The sequence below is a fragment of the Parahoeflea alexandrii genome (genome assembly GCF_027214025.1).
In the GTDB taxonomy this organism is placed as follows: domain Bacteria; phylum Pseudomonadota; class Alphaproteobacteria; order Rhizobiales; family Rhizobiaceae; genus Hoeflea; species Hoeflea alexandrii_A.
Window position 1 is genome coordinate 283,758 of record NZ_JAPWHB010000001.1, and the last position, 24,147, is coordinate 307,904.

At 64.6% G+C, this 24,147-nt stretch carries 22 protein-coding genes; 7 read left to right on the forward strand and 15 right to left on the reverse strand.

The annotated features are described in order from the left end of the window. Nucleotides 1–765 precede the first annotated feature (765 nt). A complete protein-coding gene (locus O4H62_RS01405; RefSeq protein WP_269385361.1) occupies nt 766–2,208 on the reverse strand; it encodes a mechanosensitive ion channel domain-containing protein in 1,443 nt (480 codons plus the stop codon). Nucleotides 2,209–2,582: 374 nt separating this feature from the next. Between O4H62_RS01405 and O4H62_RS01410 the strand changes: the two genes are divergently transcribed. Next, nucleotides 2,583–3,242 carry a hypothetical protein gene (locus tag O4H62_RS01410; RefSeq protein ID WP_269385362.1) on the forward strand — a complete coding sequence of 220 codons (660 nt, stop codon included), beginning with the start codon at nt 2,583–2,585 and terminating at the stop codon, nt 3,240–3,242. A 161-nt stretch (nt 3,243–3,403) separates the two neighbouring features. Beyond that, a complete protein-coding gene (locus O4H62_RS01415; protein WP_269385363.1) occupies nt 3,404–3,781 on the forward strand; it encodes a hypothetical protein in 378 nt (125 codons plus the stop codon). A 104-nt stretch (nt 3,782–3,885) separates the two neighbouring features. On the opposite strand, the gene O4H62_RS01420 is transcribed toward O4H62_RS01415, so the two are convergent. The 5 genes from O4H62_RS01420 to O4H62_RS01440 all read right to left on the reverse strand — a co-directional run bounded on the left by O4H62_RS01420 (nt 3,886) and on the right by O4H62_RS01440 (nt 8,751). Further along, nucleotides 3,886–5,523 (reverse strand): CTP synthase, encoded by a 1,638-nt coding sequence (locus O4H62_RS01420; RefSeq protein WP_269385364.1) that lies wholly within the window; start codon nt 5,521–5,523, stop codon nt 3,886–3,888. A gap of 154 nt (nt 5,524–5,677) precedes the next feature. Then, nucleotides 5,678–6,067 (reverse strand): preprotein translocase subunit SecG, encoded by a 390-nt coding sequence (secG, locus tag O4H62_RS01425; RefSeq protein WP_269385365.1) that lies wholly within the window; start codon nt 6,065–6,067, stop codon nt 5,678–5,680. Nucleotides 6,068–6,197: 130 nt separating this feature from the next. After that, a complete protein-coding gene (gene tpiA / locus O4H62_RS01430) occupies nt 6,198–6,968 on the reverse strand; it encodes a triose-phosphate isomerase (RefSeq protein WP_269385366.1) in 771 nt (256 codons plus the stop codon). A 102-nt stretch (nt 6,969–7,070) separates the two neighbouring features. After that, the gene (locus O4H62_RS01435) at nt 7,071–7,532 is read right to left on the reverse strand and encodes a hypothetical protein (RefSeq protein WP_269385367.1); all 462 of its coding nucleotides are present in this window, start codon (nt 7,530–7,532) and stop codon (nt 7,071–7,073) included. A gap of 163 nt (nt 7,533–7,695) precedes the next feature. Next, complete coding sequence (locus tag O4H62_RS01440) at nt 7,696–8,751, reverse strand: GGDEF domain-containing protein (RefSeq protein ID WP_269385368.1); 1,056 nt, start codon at nt 8,749–8,751, stop codon at nt 7,696–7,698. 344 nt (nt 8,752–9,095) lie between these two features. Here O4H62_RS01440 and O4H62_RS01445 point away from each other — a divergent pair, with 344 nt between their 5' ends. Genes O4H62_RS01445 through O4H62_RS01465 form a run of 5 tightly spaced genes read left to right on the forward strand, consistent with a single transcriptional unit; the run spans nt 9,096 to nt 14,587 of the window. Further along, nucleotides 9,096–10,985: a peptidylprolyl isomerase gene (locus tag O4H62_RS01445; RefSeq protein WP_269385369.1), complete on the forward strand. Its 1,890-nt coding sequence runs from the start codon at nt 9,096–9,098 to the stop codon at nt 10,983–10,985. A gap of 27 nt (nt 10,986–11,012) precedes the next feature. After that, entirely contained in the window at nt 11,013–12,047 is a 1,035-nt protein-coding gene (trpD, locus tag O4H62_RS01450; RefSeq protein ID WP_269385370.1) for an anthranilate phosphoribosyltransferase, read from the forward strand. Nucleotides 12,048–12,051: 4 nt separating this feature from the next. Further along, on the forward strand, nt 12,052–12,867 hold the full coding sequence (trpC, locus tag O4H62_RS01455) for an indole-3-glycerol phosphate synthase TrpC (protein ID WP_269385371.1): 816 nt from the start codon (nt 12,052–12,054) through the stop codon (nt 12,865–12,867). Beyond that, nucleotides 12,868–13,362 carry a cyclic pyranopterin monophosphate synthase MoaC gene (moaC, locus tag O4H62_RS01460; RefSeq protein WP_269385372.1) on the forward strand — a complete coding sequence of 165 codons (495 nt, stop codon included), beginning with the start codon at nt 12,868–12,870 and terminating at the stop codon, nt 13,360–13,362. It begins immediately after the preceding gene. A 13-nt stretch (nt 13,363–13,375) separates the two neighbouring features. Next, entirely contained in the window at nt 13,376–14,587 is a 1,212-nt protein-coding gene (locus tag O4H62_RS01465; RefSeq protein ID WP_269385373.1) for a molybdopterin molybdotransferase MoeA, read from the forward strand. Between the two features lie 30 nt (nt 14,588–14,617). Here O4H62_RS01465 and O4H62_RS01470 read toward each other — a convergent pair whose 3' ends face one another. The 9 genes from O4H62_RS01470 to O4H62_RS01510 form a co-directional block, all read right to left on the reverse strand. Next, complete coding sequence (locus O4H62_RS01470) at nt 14,618–15,802, reverse strand: NADH:flavin oxidoreductase/NADH oxidase (RefSeq protein WP_269385374.1); 1,185 nt, start codon at nt 15,800–15,802, stop codon at nt 14,618–14,620. 122 nt (nt 15,803–15,924) lie between these two features. Beyond that, nucleotides 15,925–17,565: a flavin-containing monooxygenase gene (locus O4H62_RS01475; RefSeq protein WP_269385375.1), complete on the reverse strand. Its 1,641-nt coding sequence runs from the start codon at nt 17,563–17,565 to the stop codon at nt 15,925–15,927. Between the two features lie 109 nt (nt 17,566–17,674). Next, entirely contained in the window at nt 17,675–18,607 is a 933-nt protein-coding gene (locus O4H62_RS01480) for a branched-chain amino acid ABC transporter permease (RefSeq protein ID WP_269385376.1), read from the reverse strand. Further along, entirely contained in the window at nt 18,607–19,488 is an 882-nt protein-coding gene (locus O4H62_RS01485) for a branched-chain amino acid ABC transporter permease (protein WP_269385377.1), read from the reverse strand. Before O4H62_RS01485 ends, O4H62_RS01480 begins: the two co-directional genes overlap by 1 nt. Before the next feature lie 6 nt (nt 19,489–19,494). Further along, a complete protein-coding gene (locus O4H62_RS01490; protein WP_269385378.1) occupies nt 19,495–20,214 on the reverse strand; it encodes an ABC transporter ATP-binding protein in 720 nt (239 codons plus the stop codon). Further along, nucleotides 20,204–21,004 carry an ABC transporter ATP-binding protein gene (locus tag O4H62_RS01495; RefSeq protein ID WP_269385379.1) on the reverse strand — a complete coding sequence of 267 codons (801 nt, stop codon included), beginning with the start codon at nt 21,002–21,004 and terminating at the stop codon, nt 20,204–20,206. Before O4H62_RS01495 ends, O4H62_RS01490 begins: the two co-directional genes overlap by 11 nt. 27 nt (nt 21,005–21,031) lie before the next feature. Continuing rightward, nucleotides 21,032–22,195 (reverse strand): acyl-CoA dehydrogenase family protein, encoded by a 1,164-nt coding sequence (locus O4H62_RS01500; protein WP_269385380.1) that lies wholly within the window; start codon nt 22,193–22,195, stop codon nt 21,032–21,034. After that, nucleotides 22,195–22,974, reverse strand: a complete 780-nt coding sequence (locus O4H62_RS01505; protein ID WP_269385381.1) for an enoyl-CoA hydratase/isomerase family protein — start codon at nt 22,972–22,974, stop codon at nt 22,195–22,197. The genes O4H62_RS01500 and O4H62_RS01505 overlap by 1 nt, the downstream gene beginning before the upstream one ends. A gap of 11 nt (nt 22,975–22,985) precedes the next feature. Further along, nucleotides 22,986–24,110 (reverse strand): acyl-CoA dehydrogenase family protein, encoded by a 1,125-nt coding sequence (locus O4H62_RS01510; protein ID WP_269385382.1) that lies wholly within the window; start codon nt 24,108–24,110, stop codon nt 22,986–22,988. Nucleotides 24,111–24,147: the final 37 nt, after the last annotated feature.

A 24,147-nucleotide genomic window follows, 5' to 3' on the forward strand; every position in this document is an offset into this window, starting at 1 on the left:
ATAGGTTGGGTGGCGCAAACCGCGCGCGGGCCCGAGTCTCGCCGGATGGTGTCCGCATCCGACAGGCGGTGACGTACCGCTTCCCGCCACCCGGACATGGGCGGTTGAAATCGGCTTGCGGCATTCTCCGACACGGGCTTGGCCTTGCGTTGACGATCCGGGAGCGCCAGGGCGAAGCTTGAACGCCACGCCCTTCCCCGTATCCGCAAGACGGCCCGCCACAGGCCCGTTTCCACCCCCACCCTGGCTGCCGGCCGGCGCTGGCCGGCACAAGGGGTGAGGATTTCTCCGGTGGCTGGTCAGGCGCCCGCCCGGGAGGGACGAGAAACCTGCCAGCTGAGCAATGCCGGTGCTCCGCCTCCTCCATCGTCCTGCCGCACGTTACGGCAAGCGCCCGGAGGCCTTCCTCCCGCCTGGACCGACACGTTGGCGATCCATCCGGCGGCGAGAGTGCGAAAAGTGTGGCACGAGGTTCCAGGGGTGTGGAAGAAATCGCAGGCCGGGCCGGACAAGGCATTGAAAGCATTGGACGCGCGGCATCCGGCCGTGCACGGACCCGCCCGGATCATGCAAAGCATGGTTCGGCGCCGTCGCCAGCACTGGACGCAGCCGCGCGCTTCTGCCAAAAGCGGCCCGGGACGCGACTGCCGTTATCTATAGAACGGGGTCGGGCTGTAGATTGACGTCACGCAGCTGCCGCGAGGACACGCCGGCCGTCCTGTAAATCCCCATATTGCCGCCAGACTGCCGGACCGTCGTCGCGCCTCAGGCAGGCGGGCGGGCTCCGAGTTCGTCTTCGCCGTTGCTCGAGAGCAGGTCCTTGCCCGGCTCCTGCTGGCGTTCGTCATCGACCTTTTTCAGCACGGCCTCGTCGACGGCGGTGTCGGTGACCTGGTCGGCGGCAGGCGTTTCGGTTGCCTCGGGTTCCGCCGCCGGAACGGGTTTGACCGTTGCAGACGGTTTTTGGCCGGTAGCGGGTCTGGTTCCGGACTTCTGCTTCGGCTGCTCGGCGGCGGGAACCGGGACGCCGTTATCGAAGCGCAGACGGTAGATTGGCTCGGGCAGCGCGAAGCCGGCGGTCTCCAGCGCAGTCTTGACGGTGCGGATCGCCTCGGAGCGGGCCTTGACGAAATCGGTCTCCGCCTGGTTGATCCAGCCGGAAACGCCGATGAGGACATTGGAATCGCCAACCTGCTCGATCCAGGCGCCAGGCTCCGGATTTTTCAGAACAAAATCAAGACCATCAAGGGTCTGGTGGCAGATTCCCAGCGCCTCGTGCAGCTGGCTGTCGGCGTCGATGCCCAGTTCGAAGGAGAAACGGCGCTCGGGGTTGCGGGTGTAGTTGACGATGGTGGCCTTGAACACCGTGGAATTGGGGATGCGGATGTGGTTGCCGTCCACGTCCATCAGGATGGTGGCGCGCGAGGTGAGCCGGATAACAAAGCCCTGCATCCCCTCGAGCGCGATGAAATCGCGAGGCTGGAACGGCTGGCGGACCGACAGCAGGATCGAGGCGATGTAGTTTTCAACCGTGTCCTTGACGGCAAAACCGATGGCCAGACCGATGATACCGACGGCGCCCAGAATGGTGCCTAGCACGGCCGTGGCGCCGAGAATGTCGAGCGCCACCACGGCGCCGAGCATCAGGAACCCCAGCCAGACGGTCTGGCGCACGAGATCGGCAATGAAGGCGTTGGGGGTGAGCCAGTTCCAGGGCTGGTTGCGCGTGGTGATGAACCAACCGAGCAGTCCGATGAGCACCCAGACAAGGCCGGCGACAAGCACCAGCGGCAGATAATCGAGGCTTTGCTGCAGCCGGGTCTCGAAGCGGCCGATGACCGGCTTGAGCCGTTCGGTTACCGCGGTCTGCTCGGTCAACCGGTTCTCGATGGCGACAACGCCCGACACACGGCTGACCAGATCCTCGGCCTTCCGGGCGAGAACCGCCTCCTCGACCTGGCCGTTGAGCGTGACCACCCCGGAACTGACCGACACGAAGATCCGGTTCAGTCCCTCGATCTCCCGGAAGATGGTCTGGATGCGGCTGCGGATCTCGGCATCGGAGATGACCCCCTCGCCGATCTCGATGGTCGGACCGGCAGGTGCGACCGTTTCCTGGGCGCGCGCCGCCGCAGCCGACAGGGCGACAATGGCAACAAGCAGCACAAGCCGCACGAGACGGCGCAGGGTTGAACTTATATGCGGCATGAAATCATTCCTGGCCGTTCGGCCGTTGAAATCTTGGTGCGCGACGCCCGAGCATGGCTGGATCTTGTGGCGATCAAACTAACCCGATCCCGCTGAAGCGGCAAATGTTTAGCAACCGGGACAAATCGTACTATCGCGCCATGCATCATCCGGCATAGGATAGCGCAGTTGCGCAGCAAGCCCTGTGAACACGTGCCAGTGGTTATCCGCGGACCATCTGCACTCCCGCTCGCAAAGCCGGTTTTCGATAGTACTGCGCCATGGCCATGAGTACGGTCGGGATTGCAGACCCATGGGGGCGCGGTTCGCGCAAGACCGGGACATCCGATGACAGGATACGGCCTTATGCCCAAGCGTGCCCATTGAGTGCCGGCGTGAACCGCCGATGGATCAGGATCATCCTGCTGGTGGTGTTCTATGCCGGCCTGATCGCCGGCGGGCGCTGGGTCGGGATGGCAATCGAGGATCGCCTGCAGGTCTCGAACCTTGCGGATGGCAGCATGGCCTATCTCGGCGGGGTCGCGGCCATTCTGCTGGCCTACATTGTGCTGACGGCCATTCCATTCGTGCCGGGCACGGAGATCGGCGTGGCACTGTTGATGGTGTTTGGCGCGAAGGTCGCGTTGATCGTCTATCTGTCGACGATTGCGGCGCTGACGCTGTCGTTTTCGCTGGGGCGGCTGGTTCCGGAGCGGAGGCTGGCGGGATGGCTCAGGCGTCACGGCATTGACCGGGTGGCGGTGCTGATCGAGGCCTTCGCCCGGCTCGGGCCCCGCGGCCGCGACCGCTACCTGACGCAACATGCGCCGCGCTGGCTCAAGCCCTGGCTGGTCAATCACCGGATGCTCACGCTGATCGCGCTGGTCAACCTGCCCGGCAACACGTTGCTCGGCGGCGGCGGCGGCATTGCGCTGGTCACGGGCCTGAGCAAGCTGATGTCGTTTCCGCAGTTCCTTCTCGGCGTGGCGCTGGCGGTCGCTCCGGTACCGGCTGCGGTGATCGCGAGCAGCTGGTTTGGCGGCGGGCTGGCATGACCGAGCGAAAGCCGTAGCCATCCCGCAGGAGCCGTACCTGCAATCGGGACAACCTCCGGTTCCTGTCAAATTGCGCCAAATTGTCGCACATTGCGGCGCCGGTTCTTTCACTGCCATTGCAGGCAGCGCCTCAACCGGGCGCAACCAACGGGGGAATACCAATGCGTGGAATCGGATTTTATTTCTTTGTCATAGGCGTGCTCTGCGTCACCATCGGCATGTTCTGGGGCATCCAGATGTCGATATCGGAGGATCACGGCCTGGCGGGCGCGCACGCCCACCTCAACCTGGTCGGCTGGGTTACCATGGGGCTGTTCGGGCTCTATTACACCGTCACGCCGTCGGCGGCAGCCTCGGGTCTGGCGAAGATCCACCTGCTGATTGCGACGGCCGGCGTCATCGTCATGGTTCCGGGCATCGTCATCGCGCTGAAGCAGGGCGGCCACGGCATGGCGGCGGCAGGATCGATCCTGACGGCAGCCTCGATGCTGGTGTTTCTCTTCACCGTGTTCAGACACGGCATCGGCAAGTCCGCCTGATACGAAACGCGCCAGGCTCGATCGAACCTGGCGCGCTTCAACATACCAGAGATAGTGCACTTTCCCGAACGAATGCGGCAGCCGAAGCGACAGTCTCCAAATGGCTAGACCAGCCGTGACTGTTCCAGCGCGGCCTCGATGAAGCTTGCGAACAGCGGGTGCGGTTCGAGCGGGCGCGACTTGAGTTCCGGATGGTACTGTACGCCGATGAACCAGGGATGGACATCCCGGGGGTATTCGATGGTTTCGGGCAGCAGGCCATCGGGCGACACGCCTGAAAACACAAGGCCCGCGGCCTCGAGCTGTTCCTTGTAGGCGATGTTGACCTCGTAGCGGTGACGGTGGCGCTCGGAGACCTCGTTGGAGCCGTAGATGCCGGCTATCAGCGAGCCCGACTTCAAAGGATGCGGATAGGCGCCGAGGCGCATGGTGCCACCAAGATCGCCATTGGCCGCGCGCTTTTCAAGCTGGTTGCCCTTGAGCCACTCGGTCATGATGCCGACGACGTGGGTGCCGGACTTGCGGTCGAATTCCGATGACATCGCATCCTCGATACCGGCCAGATTGCGCGCCGCGTCGAGAACCGCCATCTGCATACCGTAGCAGATGCCGAAATAGGGAACCTTGCGCTCGCGGGCGAAGCGAGCGGCGGAAATCTTGCCTTCCGCGCCGCGTTCGCCGAAGCCGCCGGGCACCAGGATGCCGTGGACCTTCTCGAGCCAGGGCGACGGGTCTTCCTTCTCGAAGATCTCGCTCTCGATCCACTCGAGCTTGACCTTTACCCGGTTGGCGATGCCGCCGTGATAGAGCGCCTCGATCAGCGACTTGTAGGCGTCTTTCAGGCCGGTGTACTTGCCGACGATGGCGATGGTGACTTCGCCCTCGGGATTGTGGATGCGCTCGGAGACCGCTTCCCAGGCCTGCATGCGCGGCGCCGGCGCCGGATCAATGCCGAAGGCTGCCAGAACTTCGGTGTCGAGGCCTTCCTTGTGGTAGGCGATCGGCACATCGTAGATCGACGGCACGTCGAGCGCCTGGATGACGGCGGAGGGCCGCACATTGCAGAACTGCGAGAGCTTGCGGCGTTCCTCGGCCGGAATCTCGCGATCGGCGCGCACCAGCAGGATGTCGGGCGCAATGCCCATGGCCTGCAGTTCCTTGACCGAGTGCTGGGTCGGCTTGGTCTTGAGTTCGCCGGCCGCGGCGATCCACGGCATCAGCGTGAGATGCACATAGACCGCATTGCCGCGCGGCAGGTCGTTGCCGAGCTGGCGGATCGCCTCGATGAACGGCATCGCTTCGATGTCGCCGACGGTGCCGCCGATCTCGCACAGCACGAAATCGTAATCATCGTTGCCCTCGAGCACGAAGTTCTTGATTTCATTGGTGACGTGCGGAATGACCTGGACAGTGGCGCCGAGGTAGTCGCCGCGGCGTTCCTTGTCGATGATGTCCTTGTAGATGCGGCCGGTGGTGATGTTGTCGGTCCTGGTGGCCGAGCGCCCGGTGAAACGCTCGTAGTGACCGAGATCGAGATCGGTCTCGGCGCCATCGTCGGTGACGAACACCTCGCCGTGCTGGGTCGGGCTCATCGTGCCCGGATCAACGTTGAGATAGGGGTCGAGCTTGCGCAGCCGCACCCGATACCCACGGGCCTGCAGCAACGCACCAAGAGCGGCCGAGGCAATGCCTTTTCCAAGCGAGGAGACCACGCCGCCGGTTATGAAAACATATCGCGCCATGGGATTGAACCGATACCTTTAGAGAACTGATTCCGCCACCCCTAAAATCGGATGGCGCATATTAGTGGTGCATAACAGGGCCAAGGCCCGAAAAACCACATGAAAAAACCGGCGGAGGCCTGTCGCCAACCGCCGGTCAATGAATTTCCAGGCCTTACTGACCGGACGGAACGTCCGTGCCGGAATCCGCTGGCGCCGCCGGAATTTCGCCGGCTGCATCGGGTGCGGTTGCGGGTGTTGGCGTGCCGCCGAGCTGGTCGAGAACGCCCGAGCCGGTGCCCTGAGTCTGGCTCGGGATCCGATCGAGAATGTCGGTCGGGCTCTCGCTGTAGCGGGCGAGAATGCCGAGCGCCAGAGAGGTGACGAAGAAGGCCGCGGCAAGAATGCCGGTGGTGCGCGTCAGCGCGTTGGCCGCACCGCGCGCCGACATGAAGCCGGAACCGCCACCAATGCCAAGGCCCCCGCCTTCGGAGCGCTGGATCAGCACGATGCCGACAAGCGCCAGCACGATCATGAGATGAATGACAATCAAAACGGTTTGCATCGGGTTCTTTCCTGCCCCTGAAGGGCGCAATCTCAGTCCGGTTTGGCGGCTCTTTACACGAGGGCAGCCAGCTTTCCAAGTCCCGTCTGGACGGAACCACCGCCGTCAGGCGGTCAAAATCGGTCTCCGCTCAGCCCAGAAGGCTGCGGCAGGCCTTACAGATGGCGAGGAAGTCGGCCGCTTTCAAGCTGGCACCGCCGATCAGGGCGCCGTCAACATGCGGCACGGCCAGCAGCTCGGCGGCATTGTCGGGCTTGACCGAACCGCCATAGAGAAGGCGCATGCGGGCCCCCTCCCCGGCAAAGCGGGCTTCCATCTCGGCGCGGATGAAGGCATGCGCCTCGGTGACGTCGGCGACGGTCGGCGTCAGGCCGGTGCCGATGGCCCAGACCGGCTCATAGGCAATCACGGTGTCGGCGGCAGTGGCGGCATCGGGGACGGAGCCTGCAAGCTGGCTGCCGAGCACATCGAGCGTCTTGCCGGACTTGCGCTCGGCTTCGGTCTCGCCGATGCAGATGACGCGGACGAGACCCGCGGCCTTCGCGGCCTCGGCCTTGGCGCGCACCGTCTCGTCGGTCTCGCCATGCAGCGTGCGGCGTTCGGAATGCCCGACAAGCACGTGGGTCGCCAGGCAATCGGCGATCATCTCGGCCGAGATGTCGCCGGTATAGGCGCCGCTCTGCTTGTCGTGGCAATCCTGCGCGCCGATCGAAAGCGGGGTCTGCTCTGCGACCGCCGTGGCGACATAGAGAAGCGTCGCGGGCGGGCAGATCAGAGCGTCGATCTGGTCGGCGAGATCCGGACCCAGCCCCTCGGAAATCGCCTTGAGCTCGGCAAGGTTTTCGCGCGTGCCGTTCATCTTCCAGTTGCCGGCCACAAGCGGGCGAATGTCAGGTGTCATCAGAATTCTCCGGTCCGATTGTCATGGAGCGGACTTAGCAGACCGGGTCTGATTTGCAAACGGCAGGGTGGTCGGGATGACGGCCGGCAAGACGTCCGGCGGCTACCGGCGGGCAATCGGAAGAATCCGGTTGTACCGGCTTGTTTCCTTCGGCCGCAAGCGCCGGTTTTCGCCCGGCTCGAGACTGGCGATCAACTTGACAAGGCTTTCCGGCAGCGGGCGGCGGAACTGGACGCCGATGATGAAAGAGCCGACGCGGCGGATGCGAGCAGCGCAATGGGTTTCCGTCCAGGGAATATAGATGTGACAGGCCTCGTCGATGACGTCGAACAGGGAATCATCGGGCTTGCGGCCTTCCCGGTTGGCCCAGGGCATCTTGTCATTGGAAAACAGGCAGCCAGTGACCGACAGATTCACGATGACCCCCGTCAGCGCGATGAAGTGCTTGTTGTCCTTGAACACCAGTTCGACGATGCCGGGGCAATGGGCGCCATACCGGACATCGGAACTACGGTAATACACTTCTTCAAACTGGTCAGCCATGTTCCTGGCGCTTGTAGCCATGCCGCTCTATCCCTGCTCTCACCAAGGCGTTTTTTCCCACATTAATCGGCTTTTCCTAAAGGAAAGGTAACTTCGCCGGACGGGCATCGCTTCAATGCGGGAGCTGATATCCGGGCCACGACGGAAGCCCCGACGACCCCTCGCCGCAGCCTCCGGCTGCCGATCAGCGATTGAAACGCAGCATCTTCTTCATCTTGATTGTCCGGTCAAAGGCCCGGATCCGGTTGCGGCCACTGTTCTTCGCCGCGTAGAGAGCCATGTCCGCGTTGCCGTAGAGGTCCTCCGGCCCCGCGGCATCGGAGGCCATGCACAGCCCGAAGGTGATGGTGATGCGGCCGCAATCGAGACCGCCGGAGTGGTCCTTGAGCGAGGTCTTCTCGACGACCAGCCTGATCCGGTCGGCGATCCCGGCGGCGATATCGACGGTGGTGCCACCGAGGACGATCGCAAACTCCTCGCCGCCGGTGCGGGCCACGAAGGCCTCGTCACTGAGCACGCTTTTCATCACGCCGGCAACCACGCTCAGGACACGGTCGCCGACCTGATGGCCATAGGTGTCGTTGAACTTCTTGAAATGATCGATGTCGGCGACCAGCAGCGCGTGATGCGGAATGGCGGACGGGTCCTTGTAGATGCCGGACAGCCGCTCATCGAAGGCGCGCCGGTTGAACAGACCGGTAATGGCGTCGATGGTGGCCAGACGCTTGTATTCTTCGAGTTCGGACCTGACCTGGGCCATTTCGCTGGCGCGCTCGACCATCTGCCGGACAAAAGCCTCGGCTTTCTCCAGAGTGTCGCCGGTCGCTGAGGACAGCACGTCGACAAGCGAATCCACGCCAGCCGCGCCGGACGCGGTTCTTGCGGAAATCCGTGAAGAGGTGTTGTCGAGCAGATCCGAATATTGCCGACGCGCGGCCTGGTCCTGCCGGTACAACCGGATCAGGCCCTTGATTTCCCCTGAGACGCGCTCACGGGTCTCTTCGACGACCGTAATGCCATGGTGATGGGGCAGAAACTTCTTTCCGATTTCATCAAGCTGCGACTGGGTCGGGCGATGGTCGAGCGCCCCGAATTCCCGTATGAAGTCGGCGTCGGTGGTGTTGAGGAACTCGTACACAAGCGCATAGTTGCGTGGCAACGAGGAGATGCCATGCTCCCTCATCTTGGTGATCACCGTCGATGCGGGATCGATGCCTTCGACATTCTGCGATTGAATCACGATGCGTTTTGCCAGTTGAACCAAATATTTCGGATCCACATCTAGCAGTCCATGTGTTGAGATTTCTCTAAGCATATACCTTCCGATGCGCCGGCACTGCGAACAGGTTGCCGCAACTCGCGTCTACATGGCGGCTGAAGGGATGTCCGGCGTTCGACCGGTCAGCATCAGGCACATGGCAGGTGAGCAGCCGACAGGCCTTCACCGGCACGCCTGCGGCTCGCAAATCGTCCGGCGCGCACTTCATTTCGCCTCTGGTTTGGTCTAAAGGGTCGGTTGGAAGGTCTCGGGTGCGATCACCAGGCATGTCCGGGACCGATATTGTTGATGCCGCAGGAGCTTTGATGCTTGATACTTTGCGTAAGGGCGCCCAGAGCTGGGTCGCCAAATTCCTCCTCATCATGCTGGTTGCGTCGTTCGGCGTGTGGGGCATTTCAGGCTCAATCCTGACCGCCGGGAGCAATGCGGTGATCACGGTCGGCGACACGGTGGTGAGCCCGAACGAGTTCCGCCTCGCCTATGACCGGCAGATGGCGGTGGTGGGACGGCAGATCGGACAGCGGCTGACCACCGAGCAGGCCCGCGCCTTCGGCATCGAAAACCAGGTCTATTCGCAGCTGATCGCGGGCGCTCTGCTCGACGAGCAGGCGCGCACGATGAATCTCGGCCTGTCGGACGACCGGCTTGCGGCGCTGATTGCCGAAGACCCGGCGTTTCACGATTTCAACGGCCGTTTCGACCGCAACAATTTCCGCCGGGTGCTGAGCTCGGCGGGCATGAGCGAGGAAGACTATCTCAGGAGCCGCGGCCAGGTTGCGGTCAGAACCCAGATCGTCGAGGCGGTTTCGGACGGTTTTGCCGCACCCGAGGCACTGATCAAGGCGCTGGCCCAATATGACGCGGAAACGCGCGACGTGGATTACCTGCTGCTGACCCCATCCAGCATCGATGCAGTGGAAGCCCCCGGGGATGCCGAGCTTTCGGCCTGGTTCGAGGAGAACAAGGCCCGTTACGCCGCACCCGAATACCGCAAGATCACCTATGTGAAGCTGCAGAACCAGGACATCGCCGATCCGGCGGCGATTGCCGCGGAAACGGCGCGCGCCGACTACGAGGCCCGCAAGGACCGCTACACGACGCCCGAGACGCGGGTGATCGACCAACTGGTGTTCGCCGACCGCGCAGCCGCCGACGCAGCCGCTGCCGAGCTTGCCGGCGGCAAGAGCTTTGACGATCTGATTGTAGAACAGGGCCGCACGGCGAACGATGTGCGGATCGGCAGCTTTGCCAAAGGCAGCGTGCCCGACCAGTCGCTGGCCGATGCCGCGTTTTCAGTCACGCAAGCCGGCGGCACCACGCCGGTGGTCGACGGCCAGTTCGGCCCTGTGATCCTGCGGGTCGCGGAAATCAAGCCCGAATCGTCCCAGAGCTTCGAGGAAGTCGAAGCGGAGATCCGCGAACAGCTGGCGCTGGCGGAAGCCGCCCAGGTGCTGCTTGACGTGCACGACGCCTATGAGGACGCGCGCGCCAGCGGCATGACGCTCGAGGAAGCGGCGGCGCAGCAGAAGCTGACGCCGGTGACGATCGATGCCATCGATCGCAGCGGCCGGACGCCCGAAGAAACGGTCGTCCGCGACATTCCGGAATCGCAGGCGCTGCTGCGCGATGCCTTCGAGGCCGAGATCGGCGTCGAGACGCCGCCGATCAATATCGGCGCGGAAGGCTTTGTCTGGTTCGAGGTCAATGACGTGATCCCTGCCCGCGACCGCACGCTCGACGAGGTGCGGGAGAAGGTTGTGGCTGACTGGACGGCAATGAAGACCGCCGAAGCGCTCGGCGCCAAGGCAACGGAGCTGAAGGAACGCCTGGCCAAGGGCGCAGAGCTTTCGGCGATTGCCGAGGAGCTGTCGGTGGCGATTGAAACCAAGTACGCGCTCGGCCGCAATGGCGCCGATGCGGTGTTCGGCGAGGCTGCCGTGGCTTCCGCCTTCTCTGGTCCGAAGGGCCTGGTCGAGGTGGCCAGCGACGCGTCGGGCGATAACCGGATCCTGATGAAGGTGAACTCGGTCAACGACGCCTCGTCCGTGACGGCGGACTCGGTGTCGATCGAGCAGCGCCGGCAGGTGTCGCAGCAGATCGCCGACGACATCCTCGACCAGATGGTGGCGCGGCTGCAATCCGATTACGGCGTGTCGGTCAACCGTCAGCTGGCAGAACGCGCACTGGCGTTCTGAGGATCAAGACAACGGGGGCCGACCAACATGGCTGATCTGAAATCCTTCATCGCCAAGGTGGCGGACGGTCAACCACTCGACCGGATCGAAGCCCGTTCGGCATTTGGCGTGATGATGTCGGGCGACGCCACGCCGTCGCAGATCGGCGGTTTCCTGATGGCGCTCAGGGTCCGCGGCGAAAGCGTCGACGAGATCTACGGCGCGGTCAGCGTGATGCGCGAGAAGATGCTGCCGGTCAAGGCGCCCACCGACGCGGTCGACATCGTCGGCACCGGCGGCGATGCCTCGGGTACCTACAATGTCTCCACCGCCGCGGCGTTCATCACCGCGGGCGCCGGGGTCAAGGTGGCCAAGCACGGCAACCGGGCGCTGTCATCGAAATCGGGCACGGCGGATGCGCTGTCGGCGCTGGGGATCTCGCTTGAGCTCGACCCGAAAGGCATCTCGGCCTGTATCGAACAGGCCGGCGTCGGCTTCATGTTCGCGCCGGCGCATCATTCGGCGATGCGCCATGTCGGACCAAGCCGGGTGGAACTCGGCACAAGGACGATCTTCAACCTGCTCGGCCCGCTTTCCAATCCGGCCGGCGTCAAGAAGCAGTTGCTCGGAGTGTTCTCGGCGCACTGGCTCGATCCGCTGGCGCAGGTGCTGCGCGATCTCGGCTCGGAGACCGTCTGGGTGGTGCACGGTGAAGGCCTTGACGAGATGACCACAACCGGCGTGACCCAAGTTCATGCGCTGGAAAACGGCCGGATCCGCGCGTTCGAGGTCACCCCGGAAGAGGTTGGCCTGACCCGGGTTCCGCTCAGCGAGCTCAAGGGCGGTGACGGCGTGCAGAACGCGGCTGCACTGAAGCGGGTGCTGGAAGGCGAGAAGAACGCCTATCGCGACATCGCGGTGCTGAACGCCGCCGGTGCGCTGGTGATCGCCGGGAAGGCCGAAGGCCTGCGCGACGGCATCGCCATCGCCGCACAATCGATTGACAGCGGCGCCGCGCTCGACGCGCTCGGCAGGCTGGTGAGCGTGTCGCAGGCGCATGCGCCGGCGCCAAAGGCAGGGTGAGACGATGAGTGATATTCTCAACCGGATCGAGGCCTACAAGCGTGACGAGATCGCAGCCGCCAAGGCCGCCATCCCTTTCGACGAGATCAAGGCGCGTGCCCGCGACGCGGGTGCCCCACGCGATTTCATCGGGGCGATCGAGGCCAAGCACCGCGCCGGCGGCTACGGGCTGATCGCCGAGATCAAGAAGGCCAGCCCGTCGAAGGGGCTGATCCGCGCGGATTTCGACCCGCCGTCGCTGGCGAAGGCCTACGAGGCCGGAGGGGCGGCCTGTCTCTCCGTGCTGACCGATGCGCCGTCGTTTCAAGGCGCGCCGGAGTTTCTCACGGCAGCCCGGGGCGCCTGCGCCCTGCCCGCGCTGCGCAAGGACTTCATGTTCGATGTCTACCAAGTGCACGAGGCGCGCGCCTGGGGCGCCGACGCGATCCTGATCATCATGGCTTCGCTCGACGACGATGACGCCAGGCGGCTCGAGGACGCGGCGCATGCGCTCGGCATGGCGGCGCTGATCGAAGTGCATGACGAGGCGGAGACGGAACGGGCCCTGAAGCTCGACAGCCGGCTGATCGGCGTCAACAACCGCAACCTGCGCACCTTCGAGGTGTCGCTGACCAATTCCGAGCGGCTGGCGCCGCTGGTGCCGGAGGACCGGATCCTGGTCGGCGAGAGCGGCATCGGCTCGCATGCGGATTGCCAGCGGCTTCAAAAGTGCGGCATTTCCACCTTCCTGGTCGGCGAAAGCCTGATGCGCCAGGCCGACGTGACGGCGGCAACCCGCGCGCTGCTCACCGGCGCGCCCGCAAACGCGGCGGCCGAATGAATGGCTGACGAGACCTCCCCGCGCCTGACCCATCTCGCCGAGGACGGCTCGGCCGCCATGGTCGATGTCGGCGACAAAGCCGACACAGTGCGGATCGCCGAGGCTGTCGGTCAGGTAAGGATGAAACCCGAGACGCTTGAGCTGATTCTCGCCGGCAACATGAAGAAGGGCGACGTGATCGGCGCGGCGCGGATCGCCGGGATCATGGCCGCCAAGCAGACCGCCAATCTCATTCCGCTGTGCCATCCGCTGGCGCTGACCAAGGTCAGCGTCGATATCGAACCCGACGAGACGCTGCCCGGGCTCCGGGTGCGTGCGCTTGCCAAGCTCACCGGCAAGACCGGGGTCGAGATGGAGGCGCTGACCGCCGTCTCGGTGACCTGCCTGACCATCTACGACATGGCCAAGGCGGTGGACCGCGGCATGGAGATCGGCGGCATCAGGGTGCTGGCGAAGTCGGGCGGCAAGTCCGGCGACTGGAAACTCGACACCTGAAGGGAAAGACCCCATGGCACTGATGCCGGTTGACGAGGCCTTGGCACGGATTCTGGACGGAGCGGCAGCTTCCGCAGAAACCGAGATGCTGGGACTGGCCGAGAGCGGCGGACGGGTGCTCGCCCGCGACCTGCTGGCCTTGCGCACACAGCCCCCCTTCGCGGCTTCGGCCATGGACGGCTACGCGGTCAGGGCGGCGGAAGCGGTGACCGGCGCGCGTCTCACACTGCAAGGCGAATCCGCTGCTGGCCATGGGTTTGACGGCGCCCTCGCCGCCCATTCGACCATCCGCATCTTCACCGGCGCGCCGGTGCCCGAGGGCGCGGACACGGTGCTGATCCAGGAAAACACCGAGCGGCTCGAGGACGGGCTGGTGCTGGTCACGCAAGCCCCCGAAGCCGGCCGCAACATCAGGCCCGCCGGCGTCGATTTCAGCGAAGGCAGGACCGGGCTCGCAAGAGGCCGTGTGCTCGATGCCGGTGCCATCACGCTCGCCGCGGCGATGAACCATGCCGAACTGCCGGTGATCCGCAAGCCGCGGGTCGCGATCCTCGCCACCGGCGACGAGTTGCGCCTGCCGGGCCAGACACTCGGCCCGGGCCAGATCATCGCCTCGAACACATTCGGCATTGCCGCCCTGGCGCGCAGTGCAGGCGCCGACGTCATCGACCTCGGGATCGCCGCCGACCGGATCGAAGCGCTCGACGAGGCGCTGGATACGGCGCTGGCGCACGAGGTCGACGTGCTGGTGACGATTGGCGGCGCCTCGGTCGGCGACCATGACCTGGTGCAGAAGGCGCTGACCGGCCGCGGAATGGCGCTCGATTTCTGGAAGATCGCGATGCGGCCGGGCAAGCCGCTGATGTCGGGCAATCTGGGCAGATTGCGGGTGCTGGGGCTGCCCGGGAACCCGGCCTCGAGCCTGGTCTGCGCGTATCTGTTCCTGGAGCCGCTGATTGCGCGGCTCGCCGGGAGGCCCGACCCGGACCGCAAGAGAACCGCTCTGCTCGGCAGGGACCTGCCCGAGAACGACATGCGTCAGGACTATCTGCGCAGCGATCTTGAGACCGATGACGAAGGCCGGCTGGTCGCGATCCCGTCGGCGCAGCAGGATTCCTCGCTGATGACGGTTTTCGCCGATGCCCGCTGCCTGATCATCCGGCCGCCCTTCGCGCCGCCGGCCAAGGCCGGAGCGACCTGCGAGGTGCTGGTGCTGCGCGACTGACCATCCGGCTCAGGCCCGGGCAAACCAGGGCTAGGTCGAAGGCCGGTCCCAGCCGGCGCCGGAAGCCGGGCGGTCGACCTGACGTGTTGCCTTGACGGGCGCGGCATCGGGATGGACCAGCGGGAAGCCCAGCCAGTTGTTGGGCCGGGCGCGCAGATATTGCGGGGCGTAGTCGACGTCGACGCCAAGCCTTGCTGCGGCATGCAGGCCCCAGCGCGGATTGTCGAGCATCGCCCGGCCGATGGCCACCAGATCGGCCTTGTTCTCGCGGATGACCTCGTCGGCGAGCTCCGGCGTGGCGATCAGGCCGACGGCCATCGTGACCAGGCTGGTGCGCCGCTTGATCAGGGTTGCGAAGTTCACCTGGTGACCCGGCGTCGCCGGTGGGATCTTCGAGCCGGGCGCCAGATTGCCCGCCGACATGACCACGTAGTCGACCCCAGCCGCCTCGAGCTGCTGCGCAAATGTCAGCGCATCGGCGATGCACTGGCCTTGCGGATGCCAGTCGGTGGAATTGACCCGGACGCCGAGCGCCTTGTGTTTCGGCCAGACCGCCCGTGCCGCGCGCACCACCTCAAGCGGAAACCGCATGCGGTTTTCCGTCGAGCCGCCATAGGCGTCGGTGCGATGGTTGGTGACCGGCGACAGGAACTGGTGCAGCAGATAGCCGTGGGCGGCGTGGATCTCGAGCACATCGAAGCCGGCCCGGTCGGCGCGGAGGGCTGCGTCGGCAAAGGATTGTGTCACCCGGGCGATGTCATCGGCATCCATTTCCTTTGGCGTGTGCCAGGTCTCGTCATAGCCGAAGCTCGAGGGGCCGTAGGTCTGCCAGGCGCCCTCCTCCGGCGGCAGCGATTCGCCCTTGTTGCGATCGCGGATCGAACGGCAGGAACCACGGCGGCCGGCATGGCTGAGCTGGATGCCGATTGCGGCGTCCGATAATTTCTTAGCCTCCGCGACCAGCGACGTGAGCGCCGCCTCGTGCGCATCGGTATAAAGCCCCAGACAGCCGTGGGTGATGCGTCCCGCCGCCTCGGTGGCGGTGGCTTCCATGATGACGAGGCCTGCGCCCGACAGCATCAGCCCGCCGACGTGGATCAGATGCCAGGGCTGCGCCAGCCCCTCGACGGCGCTGTACTGGCACATCGGCGACACGACGATGCGGTTTTCGAGCGAAACGCCGCCCATCCGCAGTGGCTGAAACAGTGCGCTCACAGCGACCCTCCATCAATCCCGATCCGGTTATCTCGATCCGGCAATCCCTATCCTGGCGGCGCAACCGGGCACGCCGAAGCAAGCCGGCCGGCACCTGTCGAGGGCCGGCCGGCTCGTTGTTGTCAGGCTTCGGCATTCTGCCGCGCCGGCTCGAAGGCGAGCTCGGGGTAGCCGCCGGTCTTTGCCGCCGCGCAGGCTTCGGCATATTTGTTGAAGCCGCCGATGAACATGGTGAGCCCCTGTGACTTGCCCTCGACATTGGCGCCGACCCACCAGGTCTTGGCCTTGCGCACCAGCGACATGGCGGCGAGATTGACGACAACGTCCATCCAGCGTGTTTCGCCGGCCTCCGTGGCTTCGACGACGGCCTGGCCGGTCTTTTCCATGTGGGTGATCAGATCGGCAATCCAGTCGACATCGTGCTCGCTGATGGTGATGATGTTGGCAAGTGCTGCCGGTCCATTGGGGCCACAGGTCAGGAACATGTTGGGGAAACCCTCGACCATCAGGCCGAGATAGGACTGGGCGCCGCCCTGCCACTTGTCGTTGATCGAGCGGCCGTCACGGCCTTCGACCCGGAACGCCATCAGTGCGCCGGTGAGCGCGTCATAGCCGGTGGCGAAGATGATCATGTCGAGCTCGACCTCGCCGGCCTCGGTGCGGATGCCGTTCTCGGTGATCTCGACGATCGGGTCCTTGAGGCAGTCCTTGAGGTGCACATTGGGCAGGTTGTAGGTCTCGTAGTACTCGGTATCGAGACAGGGCCGGCGCGCGAAGACCGGGTAGCCGCGCGGCTTGAGCGCTTCGGCGGTTGCCGGATCATCGACGACCTCGTCGATCTTGCCGCGGACGAACTCGGCGACCTGGTCGTTGGCCGCCTGGTTGACCAGAAGATCGGAGAAGGAGCCGAGGAAGGTGTGGCCGCCATTGATCCAGGCCTGCTCCATGGTCAGAAGCCGCTGCTCGGGCGGCAGGCTGAAATAGGGCCTGGAGGTGACGGGCCGCGTGCCGCCGGTCGGGTTGAGCCGCATCGCCGCGCGCATGCCGGGATAGTTGGCCTTCATCTCGGCCTGGTATTCGTCCGAGATCGCGTGGTTGCGCATCGGCAGGCTCCAGCTCGGGGTGCGCTGGTAGACATAGAGTTCGCCCGCCTGGCGCCCGACTTCCTGGACGATCTGGATGCCGGAGGAGCCGGTGCCGATCACGCCCACCCGCTTGCCGGTGAAATCGACCTTCTCGTGCGGCCATTTCTGCGCCCTGAAGATCTGGCCCTTGAACGTGCCGATGCCGTCGATCTCCGGATCCTTGGGAACCGACAAGGGGCCCGTCGCCATGATGCAATACGGAGCCTCGACGATCTCGCCGCTGTTGAGCGTGGCGCGCCACAGCTTCGCCTTGTCATCCCACACCGCGCTCTCGACCCTTGTGTCGAACAGGTAATTGTCGCGCAGCTTGAGCTTGTCGGCGACGAAATTGGCATAGGCGAGGATTTCCGGCTGGGCGGCGAACTGTTCCGACCAGCTCCATTCCTGCTGGATCTCGTCGGAGAAGCCGTAGCTGTAGTCGACGCTCATCAGGTCGCAGCGCGCGCCGGGATAGCGGTTCCAGTACCAGACGCCGCCGACATCGCCGCCGGCCTCGATGCCGAGGACTTTCTTGCCCATTTCGCGGAAGCGGTAGACCGCGTACATGCCGCCGAAGCCGGCGCCGACAACGATGATGTCCACACGTCTGGTGGCCGGGTTTCCTGTCTGGGAGTTCATGTCGATACCTCTGGGATCAAGTTTGAAATGCTGGTCATGAAAAGGAGTGCGGCGGCGGGCGGCACCCGCGCCGCGCCAGTGCGAGAGCCTGAGCGCGGGCCGAAGCACATCACTTGCGGCCTCCGGCCTTGAAGCGGCGGACGAACGCACCGAGTTCGCCGACCACGCCGCGCCGGAAGAACAGGATGACGGCAAGCAGGATCACGCCTTGCGAAATCAGCGCCCATTCGCCGAACTGCGCCAGGTGGTCGTTGAGGCCGATGACGATGCCGGCGCCGACCATCGGACCCGTCAGCGTGCCGAGACCGCCGAGCAAGGTCATGAAGATGACCTCGCCCGAGATGTGCCAGGAGACGTCAGTCAGGGTGGCGAACTGGAACACGGTGGCCTTGAGGCCGCCCGCCAATCCCGCCATACCTGCGGAAAGCGTCATCGCAACAAGCTTGTAGCGGTCGGGCTTGAAGCCGAGCGACTCCACCCTCGGCTCGTTGTCGCGGATCGCCTTGAGCACCTCGCCGAATGGGGAATGGACGACACGGTAGAAGAACGCGATCGACAGGACCGTCACCGCAAGGACAAAGTAGTAGAATGCGAAATTGTCCGACAGGTCGATGACGCCGAAGATCTCGGTGCGCGGAATGCGCTGCATCCCGTCCTCGCCACCGGTGAATTCGGACTGCAAGAGCAGGAAGTAGATGAACTGCGCCATGGCGAACGTGATCATGGCGAACTGGATGCCCGAGCGGCGGACCGCCACCAGACCTACCAGAAATCCCATCACTGCCCCGACAAGCGTACCGCCGATCAGGGCGATCTCCAGCGAAACACCGGTGGTCTTGAGGATATGCCCGGTGATGTAGGCGGCGGTACCGAAGAACATCGCCTGGCCGAAGCTGAGCAGTCCGGCATAGCCCAGGAGCAGATTGAAGGATGAGGCGAAGATGACGAAGACAAGGATCGTCATCAGCGTCACCGAGTAGACGAAGAACGGGGCGATCAGCGCCAGGACGAGGATCGCGGCGAGGCCAAGATAGCGGCTCATCACGCGCCCTCCTTCTTCGAAAACAGCCCCTGCGGGCGCAGGATCAACGCCAGGATCATGATGACGAAGATCACCAGGTTGGCGCCTTCGGGGTAGAACACCTTGGTCAGCCCCTCGAGCACGCCGAGCAGGTAGCCGGTCAGGATGGCGCCCATGATCGAGCCCATGCCGCCAATCACCACGACCGCGAAGATGACGATCATCAGGCTCGACCCCATCGACGGCGACACCTGGTAGATCGGTGCTGCCAGCACCCCGCTGAGACCCGCCAGACCAACGCCGAAGGCATAGGTCAGCGTGATCATCCTGGGCACGTTGATGCCGAAGGATTCGACGATTTCGGGATTTTCGTTGGCGGCCCTGAGGTAAGAGCCGAGCTTGGTGTGCTCGATCAGGTACCAGGTGCCGAGACACATGGCGAAGGAGAACAGCACCACCCAGAGCCGGTACCAGGGCAGGAACATGAAGCCCAGATTGACGCCGCCGGGGATCGGCGATGAATAGGGAAGCCCGGAGGATCCGTATTGCTGGCGGATCAGGCCTTCCACGATCAGCGTCACCGCATAGGTGGCGAGCAGGCCGTAGAGATGGTCGAGATGGTGGATCGGCTTGAGCACCAGCCGCTCCATGACGATGCCGAAAGCGGCCACGATCACCGGTGCGATAAACAGCGCGCCCCAGTAGTTGATGCCGAGCGTGTAGAGCAGCAGCCAGGCGATGAAGGCGCCGAGCATGTACTGCGCGCCGTGGGCGAAGTTGACCACGTGCATCAGCCCGAAGATGATCGCCAGCCCCATGGAGAGCATGGCGTAGAACGAGCCGTTGATCAGACCGATCAGCAGCTGGCCCATGAGGAGTTGGATTGAAATGCCGTCGAACATCGCCGCTTACACTCCCAGATAGGTTTTGACGCGGGCCATGTTGGCCTGGAGCTGATCGGCCGCCAGAACATCGACGACCTGGCCATGCTCGACGACGACGTGCCGGTCGGCGACCATCTGCGCGAATTTCAGGTTCTGCTCGACCAGGAGGATGGTGTAGCCGCGTTCTTTCAGCCGCAGGATCTGCTGGCCGATTTCCTTGACCACCACCGGGGCCAGGCCCTCGCTCGGCTCATCGAGCAGCAGGAAGCGGCTGCCGGTGCGCAGGATCCGGGCAATCGCCAGCATCTGCTGCTCGCCGCCCGAGAGCATGGTGCCCATGCTGTTCTGGCGCGCCCTGAGATTGGGGAACTGCTCGAGAAGCTCGTCGTCGGTAGAGCCGCCGGCGATCAGGACCGGCGGCAGGCCGAGATTTTCACGCACCGTCAGCGAGGCAAAGATGGCGCGTTCCTCGGGGCAATAGGCGATGCCCTGGCGGGCGATCTCGTAGGTCTGCCTGCCAATCAGCTCCGCGCCCTTGAAACGGATCGAGCCCTTGCGCTTGCGCACGATGCCCATGATCGAGCGCAGGGTTGTGGATTTTCCCGCGCCGTTGCGGCCGATCAGCGTGACCAGCTCGCCTTCGGGCACCTCGAAACTCATACCGTGAAGGGCCTGGGATTCGGCGTACCAGGCGTTCAGGTTCTCGACCTGAAGCAGCGGGGCCTTTGCGGTCTCAGAGCTCATCGACGCCTCCCATGTAGGCACTGATCACGTCCGGGTTGCTCGACACTTCGGCATAGGTGCCTTCTGTCAGGACTTCGCCCTGCTTGAGCACGGTGATGCGCTCGCTCAAGGTGGAGACCACGGAGAGATTGTGCTCGATGATGAGAATCGTGCGGTCCTTGCCGACCCGGGCGATCAGTTCGGTGATCGGCTCGATATCCTCGTGCCCCATGCCGGCCGTCGGCTCGTCGAGCAGCATCACCGAGGGATCGAGCGCCAGCGTGGTGGCAATCTCGAGCGCGCGCTTCTTGCCATAGGAAAGATCGGAGGCGGCAAGGCCGGCGCTGTCGGCGAGGCCGACTTCGCCGAGCAGCGCCATGGCACGCTCGTTGAGCTCCGAGACCGCGCGCAGCGAGCGCCAGAAATGGAAGGATTTGCCGTATTTCGACTGCAGCGCCACGCGGACGTTTTCCAGGCAGGTCAGATGCGGGAAGGTGGCGGAGATCTGGAACGACCGAACCAGCCCGAGCTGAGCCACTTCGGATGTCGGAAGCCGCGAGATGTCATGACCCTCGAGCAGGATCTGTCCGGAGGTCGGCTGCAGGGCCTTGGTCAGCATGTTGAAGCAGGTGGTCTTGCCCGCACCGTTGGGCCCGATCAGCGCGTGCACCGATCCGCGTCTGATCTTCAGGTCAACATCCTTGACCGCGAAGAAGCCGCCGAAGGACTTGCTGATGCCCCGCGCTTCAAGGGCATAATCGCCGGCAGCCGGATTTTCGGCCGCGGGATTGCGCTTTTCAGACTGTTGCATGACCCGTCTCTCCTCCCTCGCCGCGCATCAGGATGGCAATCCGAGCACGGCCTTGGCCAGAATCGTCCGCTGGATCTCGTTCGAGCCGCCGAAGATCGCCAGCGCGCGGGAATCGAGATACAGGTTCATTGCATCGACATGACCGTTTCCTGCCGGCAGATCATCGAGAAAGCGGGCCTCCTCGCCCGCAATGTCGAGGGTCTCCTCGGTGATCTTCTGGTAGAGCTCGGAACAGAAGATCTTCAGCACCGACACGTCGGCTCCCAGCGTTCCGTTGTCGCGCAGCTGCCTGGCGAAGCGCTCAAACGCAGAGCCGAGATCGTAAAGATCGAGCCTGAGCCGGGCATAGCGGTCCACGAAGGCGGGATCGGCAAAAGCACCGCGGGCCTCGGCCAGCTGCTCCAGCCGCGACAGCGCCACCTCGGGCCGCGACGGTGCGCCGAGGAAGATCCGCTCGTGGCCGAGCACCGCCTTGGCGAGGTTCCAGCCCTTGTCGACTTCGCCGACGAGGTTTTCCGCCGGAATGCGGACGTTTTCGAAGAACACCTCGCAGAAATCGGCTTCCTGGCGCAGGTTCTCGATCGGACGAACGGTGACGCCCGGCGAGGTCAGGTCGACCAGAAGCACGGTAATGCCCTTCTGCTTGACCTTCTCGTCGCGCGAGGTGCGGGTCAGAAGCAGGATCCAGTTGGCGCAATGGGCGAGCGTGGTCCAGATCTTCTGGCCGTTGACGATGAAACTGTCACCGTCGCGCACCGCTGCGGTGCGCAGGCTGGCAAGGTCGGAGCCGGCACCGGGTTCGGAATAGCCCTGGCACCAGACATCCTCGCCCGAGAGGATGCGCGGCAGGTAATGCGCCTTCTGCGCCTCGGTGCCGAATTCGATCAGCAACGGGCCGACCAGACCGATACCGTGGTCGGGAATGCGCGGGCAGCCGAGCCGGGCCCATTCCTCGACATAGATGATGTGCTTGGCGGCATTGAGCCCCATGCCGCCATACTCCTGCGGCCAGACCGGCGAGAGCCAGCCCTTCTCGGCGAGCGCGTGGTACCACTCCGCCACCTCGTCGAAGACCGGCCGCTGCTTGCGCATGTTGCGCAGATGCATGGGGCAGTTGTCGTCCACCCAGGTGCGGAAGATCTGCCGGAACTCGGCGTCCGAAAGGCTGTTCCAGTCCTGCTGCTTTGCCATCACAACTCGTCCTTGAACACCGGCGCGCGCTTTTCGACGAAGGCGCGCATGGCTTCCTTGCTGTCTTCATGCCGGGTCATTTCCACCGTCAGGTTCTGCTCGAACCGGTAGCCGTCCTTCAGCCCCATGGTCTCCACCGTGTTGATGGCGCGCTTGGCCAGCCGGATCGCGGCCGGGCTCTTCGAGGCGATGTTGCGGGCGATTTCCATCGCCGTGTCCATCAGTTCCTCGGGCTCGACGCAGGCCTCGATCAGACCGCGGCGGTAGAGCTCTTCGGCGGGCACGCGCCAGCCGGTGAGGACCATCCGGCGGGTCAACCCCTGCGGGAAGACGCGCATGGTGTGGCGGACGCCGCCCATCAGGCCGATGTCGATTTCCGGCAGGCCGAAGGAAGCGTTTTTCGAGGCGACGATCATGTCGCTGCAGATCGCAAGCCCCATCCCGGCGCCGAGTGCCACGCCGTTGACCGCGGCAATCACCGGAATGTTCATCTCGATGATGACGAAGCCGACTTCGCGGGCGCGGCGCAGGTGCCGGTTGGTGTCGCCGGGGGCGCCCTGGCCGACCTTGGCGCGCGACTTGATGTCGGCGCCCGCGCAGAAGCACTTGCCTGCGCCGGTGAGAACGACCACCCTCACGCCGGGGGTCTCGTTGAGCTCGTCGAAGACCGAGATCAGTTCCTCGACGAATTCCCGGCTCTGGGCGTTGACCGGCGGCGCATCCATCGTCACGACTGCGATGTGGTCCTTGATGACGGTCTTGATAAGATTGTTTTCCATGTCCGGTTCCTTCAGGCTGCGCGCTCGAGCGCAACGAATTGCAGCCTGAGCTGCGCAGGGTTTCCTAGGGTGGCGTTCAGATTGACGGCGCGCTTCATGTAGAGCCCGATGTCGCATTCATCGGTGAAGCCCATGGCACCGTGCAGATGGATGGCCTTGCGGGTGATGTCGATGGCGGCGTCGCCGGCGCGGGCCTTGGCGGCGAGCACTGCGAGCGCCGCCGGCTTTCCCGGCTCATCGGCCAGGCGTTCGAGCGCGTTGACGATCGCCGCGCAGGAGAATTCGGCCGCGCTCCACATGTCGACCAGCCTGTGCTGGATGGCCTGGAAGCTGGCGATGGGTTTTCCGAACTGAACTCGCTCCTTGGTGTAGTCCACCGTTGCCTCGAGCGCCTTGGAGCCGGCCCCGGCAAGCTCGGCGGCCAGCGTCAGCCGCGCCGCCTGGATGGCTTCGTCCAGCAGGCCGCTGCCGAGAAGGTTGCGCGCCAGGATCTGATCGGCGGCGACATGACAGCCGTCAAACCTGAGTTCAGCCAACGTCGCGCCATCGACGGTCGGGCGTTCCATCACGGTGATGCCTTCGGATCCGGCCGCAACGCTGACAAGCATCCGGTCATCGCCCGACCGGGCGAGGACCAGGAGAACATCCGCCGACACAGCGGCGACCACAAGCCCGGCCGTCCCCGAAAGCGTCACGCCGGTCTCGTTCTCGGTCGCGCTGACCGCGGCGTATCCGCCGTCGGTGGTCTGCCATACCGGCGAGACGACAAGCGAGCCCGAAATCAGGCCTTCGGCCAGCCTTGAACGTTCCTCACCCGGCTCGGCCCCGGCCAGCAGCGCGCCGGAAAACACCGACAGCTGCGCCAGAGGCTCGGTGATCAGCGCCCGGCCCAGAGCTTCGCTGAGGATCGCCTGTTCGCTCAGACCGAGGCCTGCGCCGCCCAGATCTTCTGGCAGCATCAGGCCGAGCCAGCCGGCCTCGGCCATGGCCGACCAGATGTCGCGATCGATATCCTTGCCCGCGCCCCGCCGGGCTCTCAGCGCCCTGGCGCCGTCGAACCGTTGGGCGAAGGCCGCGACGCTGTCGCGCAGCATGGCAAAGGTGCCGTCCGGGTCTTCGAGAATGATTTCGGGCATGGTGCCTCCGTGGGAATGCGACAGTGTCTCGGGCGCC

What these genes read in the sequence shown, in the direction of transcription:
- tpiA (WP_269385366.1), bottom strand. Translation starts at nt 6,968, where the DNA reads ATGACACCTGACATTCGCCCGCTTGTGGCCGGCAACTGGAAGATGAAC.
- trpC (WP_269385371.1), top strand. Translation starts at nt 12,052, where the DNA reads ATGAGTGATATTCTCAACCGGATCGAGGCCTACAAGCGTGACGAGATC.
- trpD (WP_269385370.1), top strand. Translation starts at nt 11,013, where the DNA reads ATGGCTGATCTGAAATCCTTCATCGCCAAGGTGGCGGACGGTCAACCA.
- O4H62_RS01475 (WP_269385375.1), bottom strand. Translation starts at nt 17,565, where the DNA reads ATGAACTCCCAGACAGGAAACCCGGCCACCAGACGTGTGGACATCATC.
- O4H62_RS01480 (WP_269385376.1), bottom strand. Translation starts at nt 18,607, where the DNA reads ATGAGCCGCTATCTTGGCCTCGCCGCGATCCTCGTCCTGGCGCTGATC.
- secG (WP_269385365.1), bottom strand. Translation starts at nt 6,067, where the DNA reads ATGCAAACCGTTTTGATTGTCATTCATCTCATGATCGTGCTGGCGCTT.
- O4H62_RS01405 (WP_269385361.1), bottom strand. Translation starts at nt 2,208, where the DNA reads ATGCCGCATATAAGTTCAACCCTGCGCCGTCTCGTGCGGCTTGTGCTG.
- O4H62_RS01445 (WP_269385369.1), top strand. Translation starts at nt 9,096, where the DNA reads ATGCTTGATACTTTGCGTAAGGGCGCCCAGAGCTGGGTCGCCAAATTC.
- moaC (WP_269385372.1), top strand. Translation starts at nt 12,868, where the DNA reads ATGGCTGACGAGACCTCCCCGCGCCTGACCCATCTCGCCGAGGACGGC.
- O4H62_RS01490 (WP_269385378.1), bottom strand. Translation starts at nt 20,214, where the DNA reads ATGAGCTCTGAGACCGCAAAGGCCCCGCTGCTTCAGGTCGAGAACCTG.
- O4H62_RS01485 (WP_269385377.1), bottom strand. Translation starts at nt 19,488, where the DNA reads ATGTTCGACGGCATTTCAATCCAACTCCTCATGGGCCAGCTGCTGATC.
- O4H62_RS01505 (WP_269385381.1), bottom strand. Translation starts at nt 22,974, where the DNA reads ATGGAAAACAATCTTATCAAGACCGTCATCAAGGACCACATCGCAGTC.
- O4H62_RS01495 (WP_269385379.1), bottom strand. Translation starts at nt 21,004, where the DNA reads ATGCAACAGTCTGAAAAGCGCAATCCCGCGGCCGAAAATCCGGCTGCC.
- O4H62_RS01415 (WP_269385363.1), top strand. Translation starts at nt 3,404, where the DNA reads ATGCGTGGAATCGGATTTTATTTCTTTGTCATAGGCGTGCTCTGCGTC.
- O4H62_RS01420 (WP_269385364.1), bottom strand. Translation starts at nt 5,523, where the DNA reads ATGGCGCGATATGTTTTCATAACCGGCGGCGTGGTCTCCTCGCTTGGA.
- O4H62_RS01500 (WP_269385380.1), bottom strand. Translation starts at nt 22,195, where the DNA reads ATGGCAAAGCAGCAGGACTGGAACAGCCTTTCGGACGCCGAGTTCCGG.
- O4H62_RS01435 (WP_269385367.1), bottom strand. Translation starts at nt 7,532, where the DNA reads ATGGCTACAAGCGCCAGGAACATGGCTGACCAGTTTGAAGAAGTGTAT.
- O4H62_RS01510 (WP_269385382.1), bottom strand. Translation starts at nt 24,110, where the DNA reads ATGCCCGAAATCATTCTCGAAGACCCGGACGGCACCTTTGCCATGCTG.
- O4H62_RS01465 (WP_269385373.1), top strand. Translation starts at nt 13,376, where the DNA reads ATGGCACTGATGCCGGTTGACGAGGCCTTGGCACGGATTCTGGACGGA.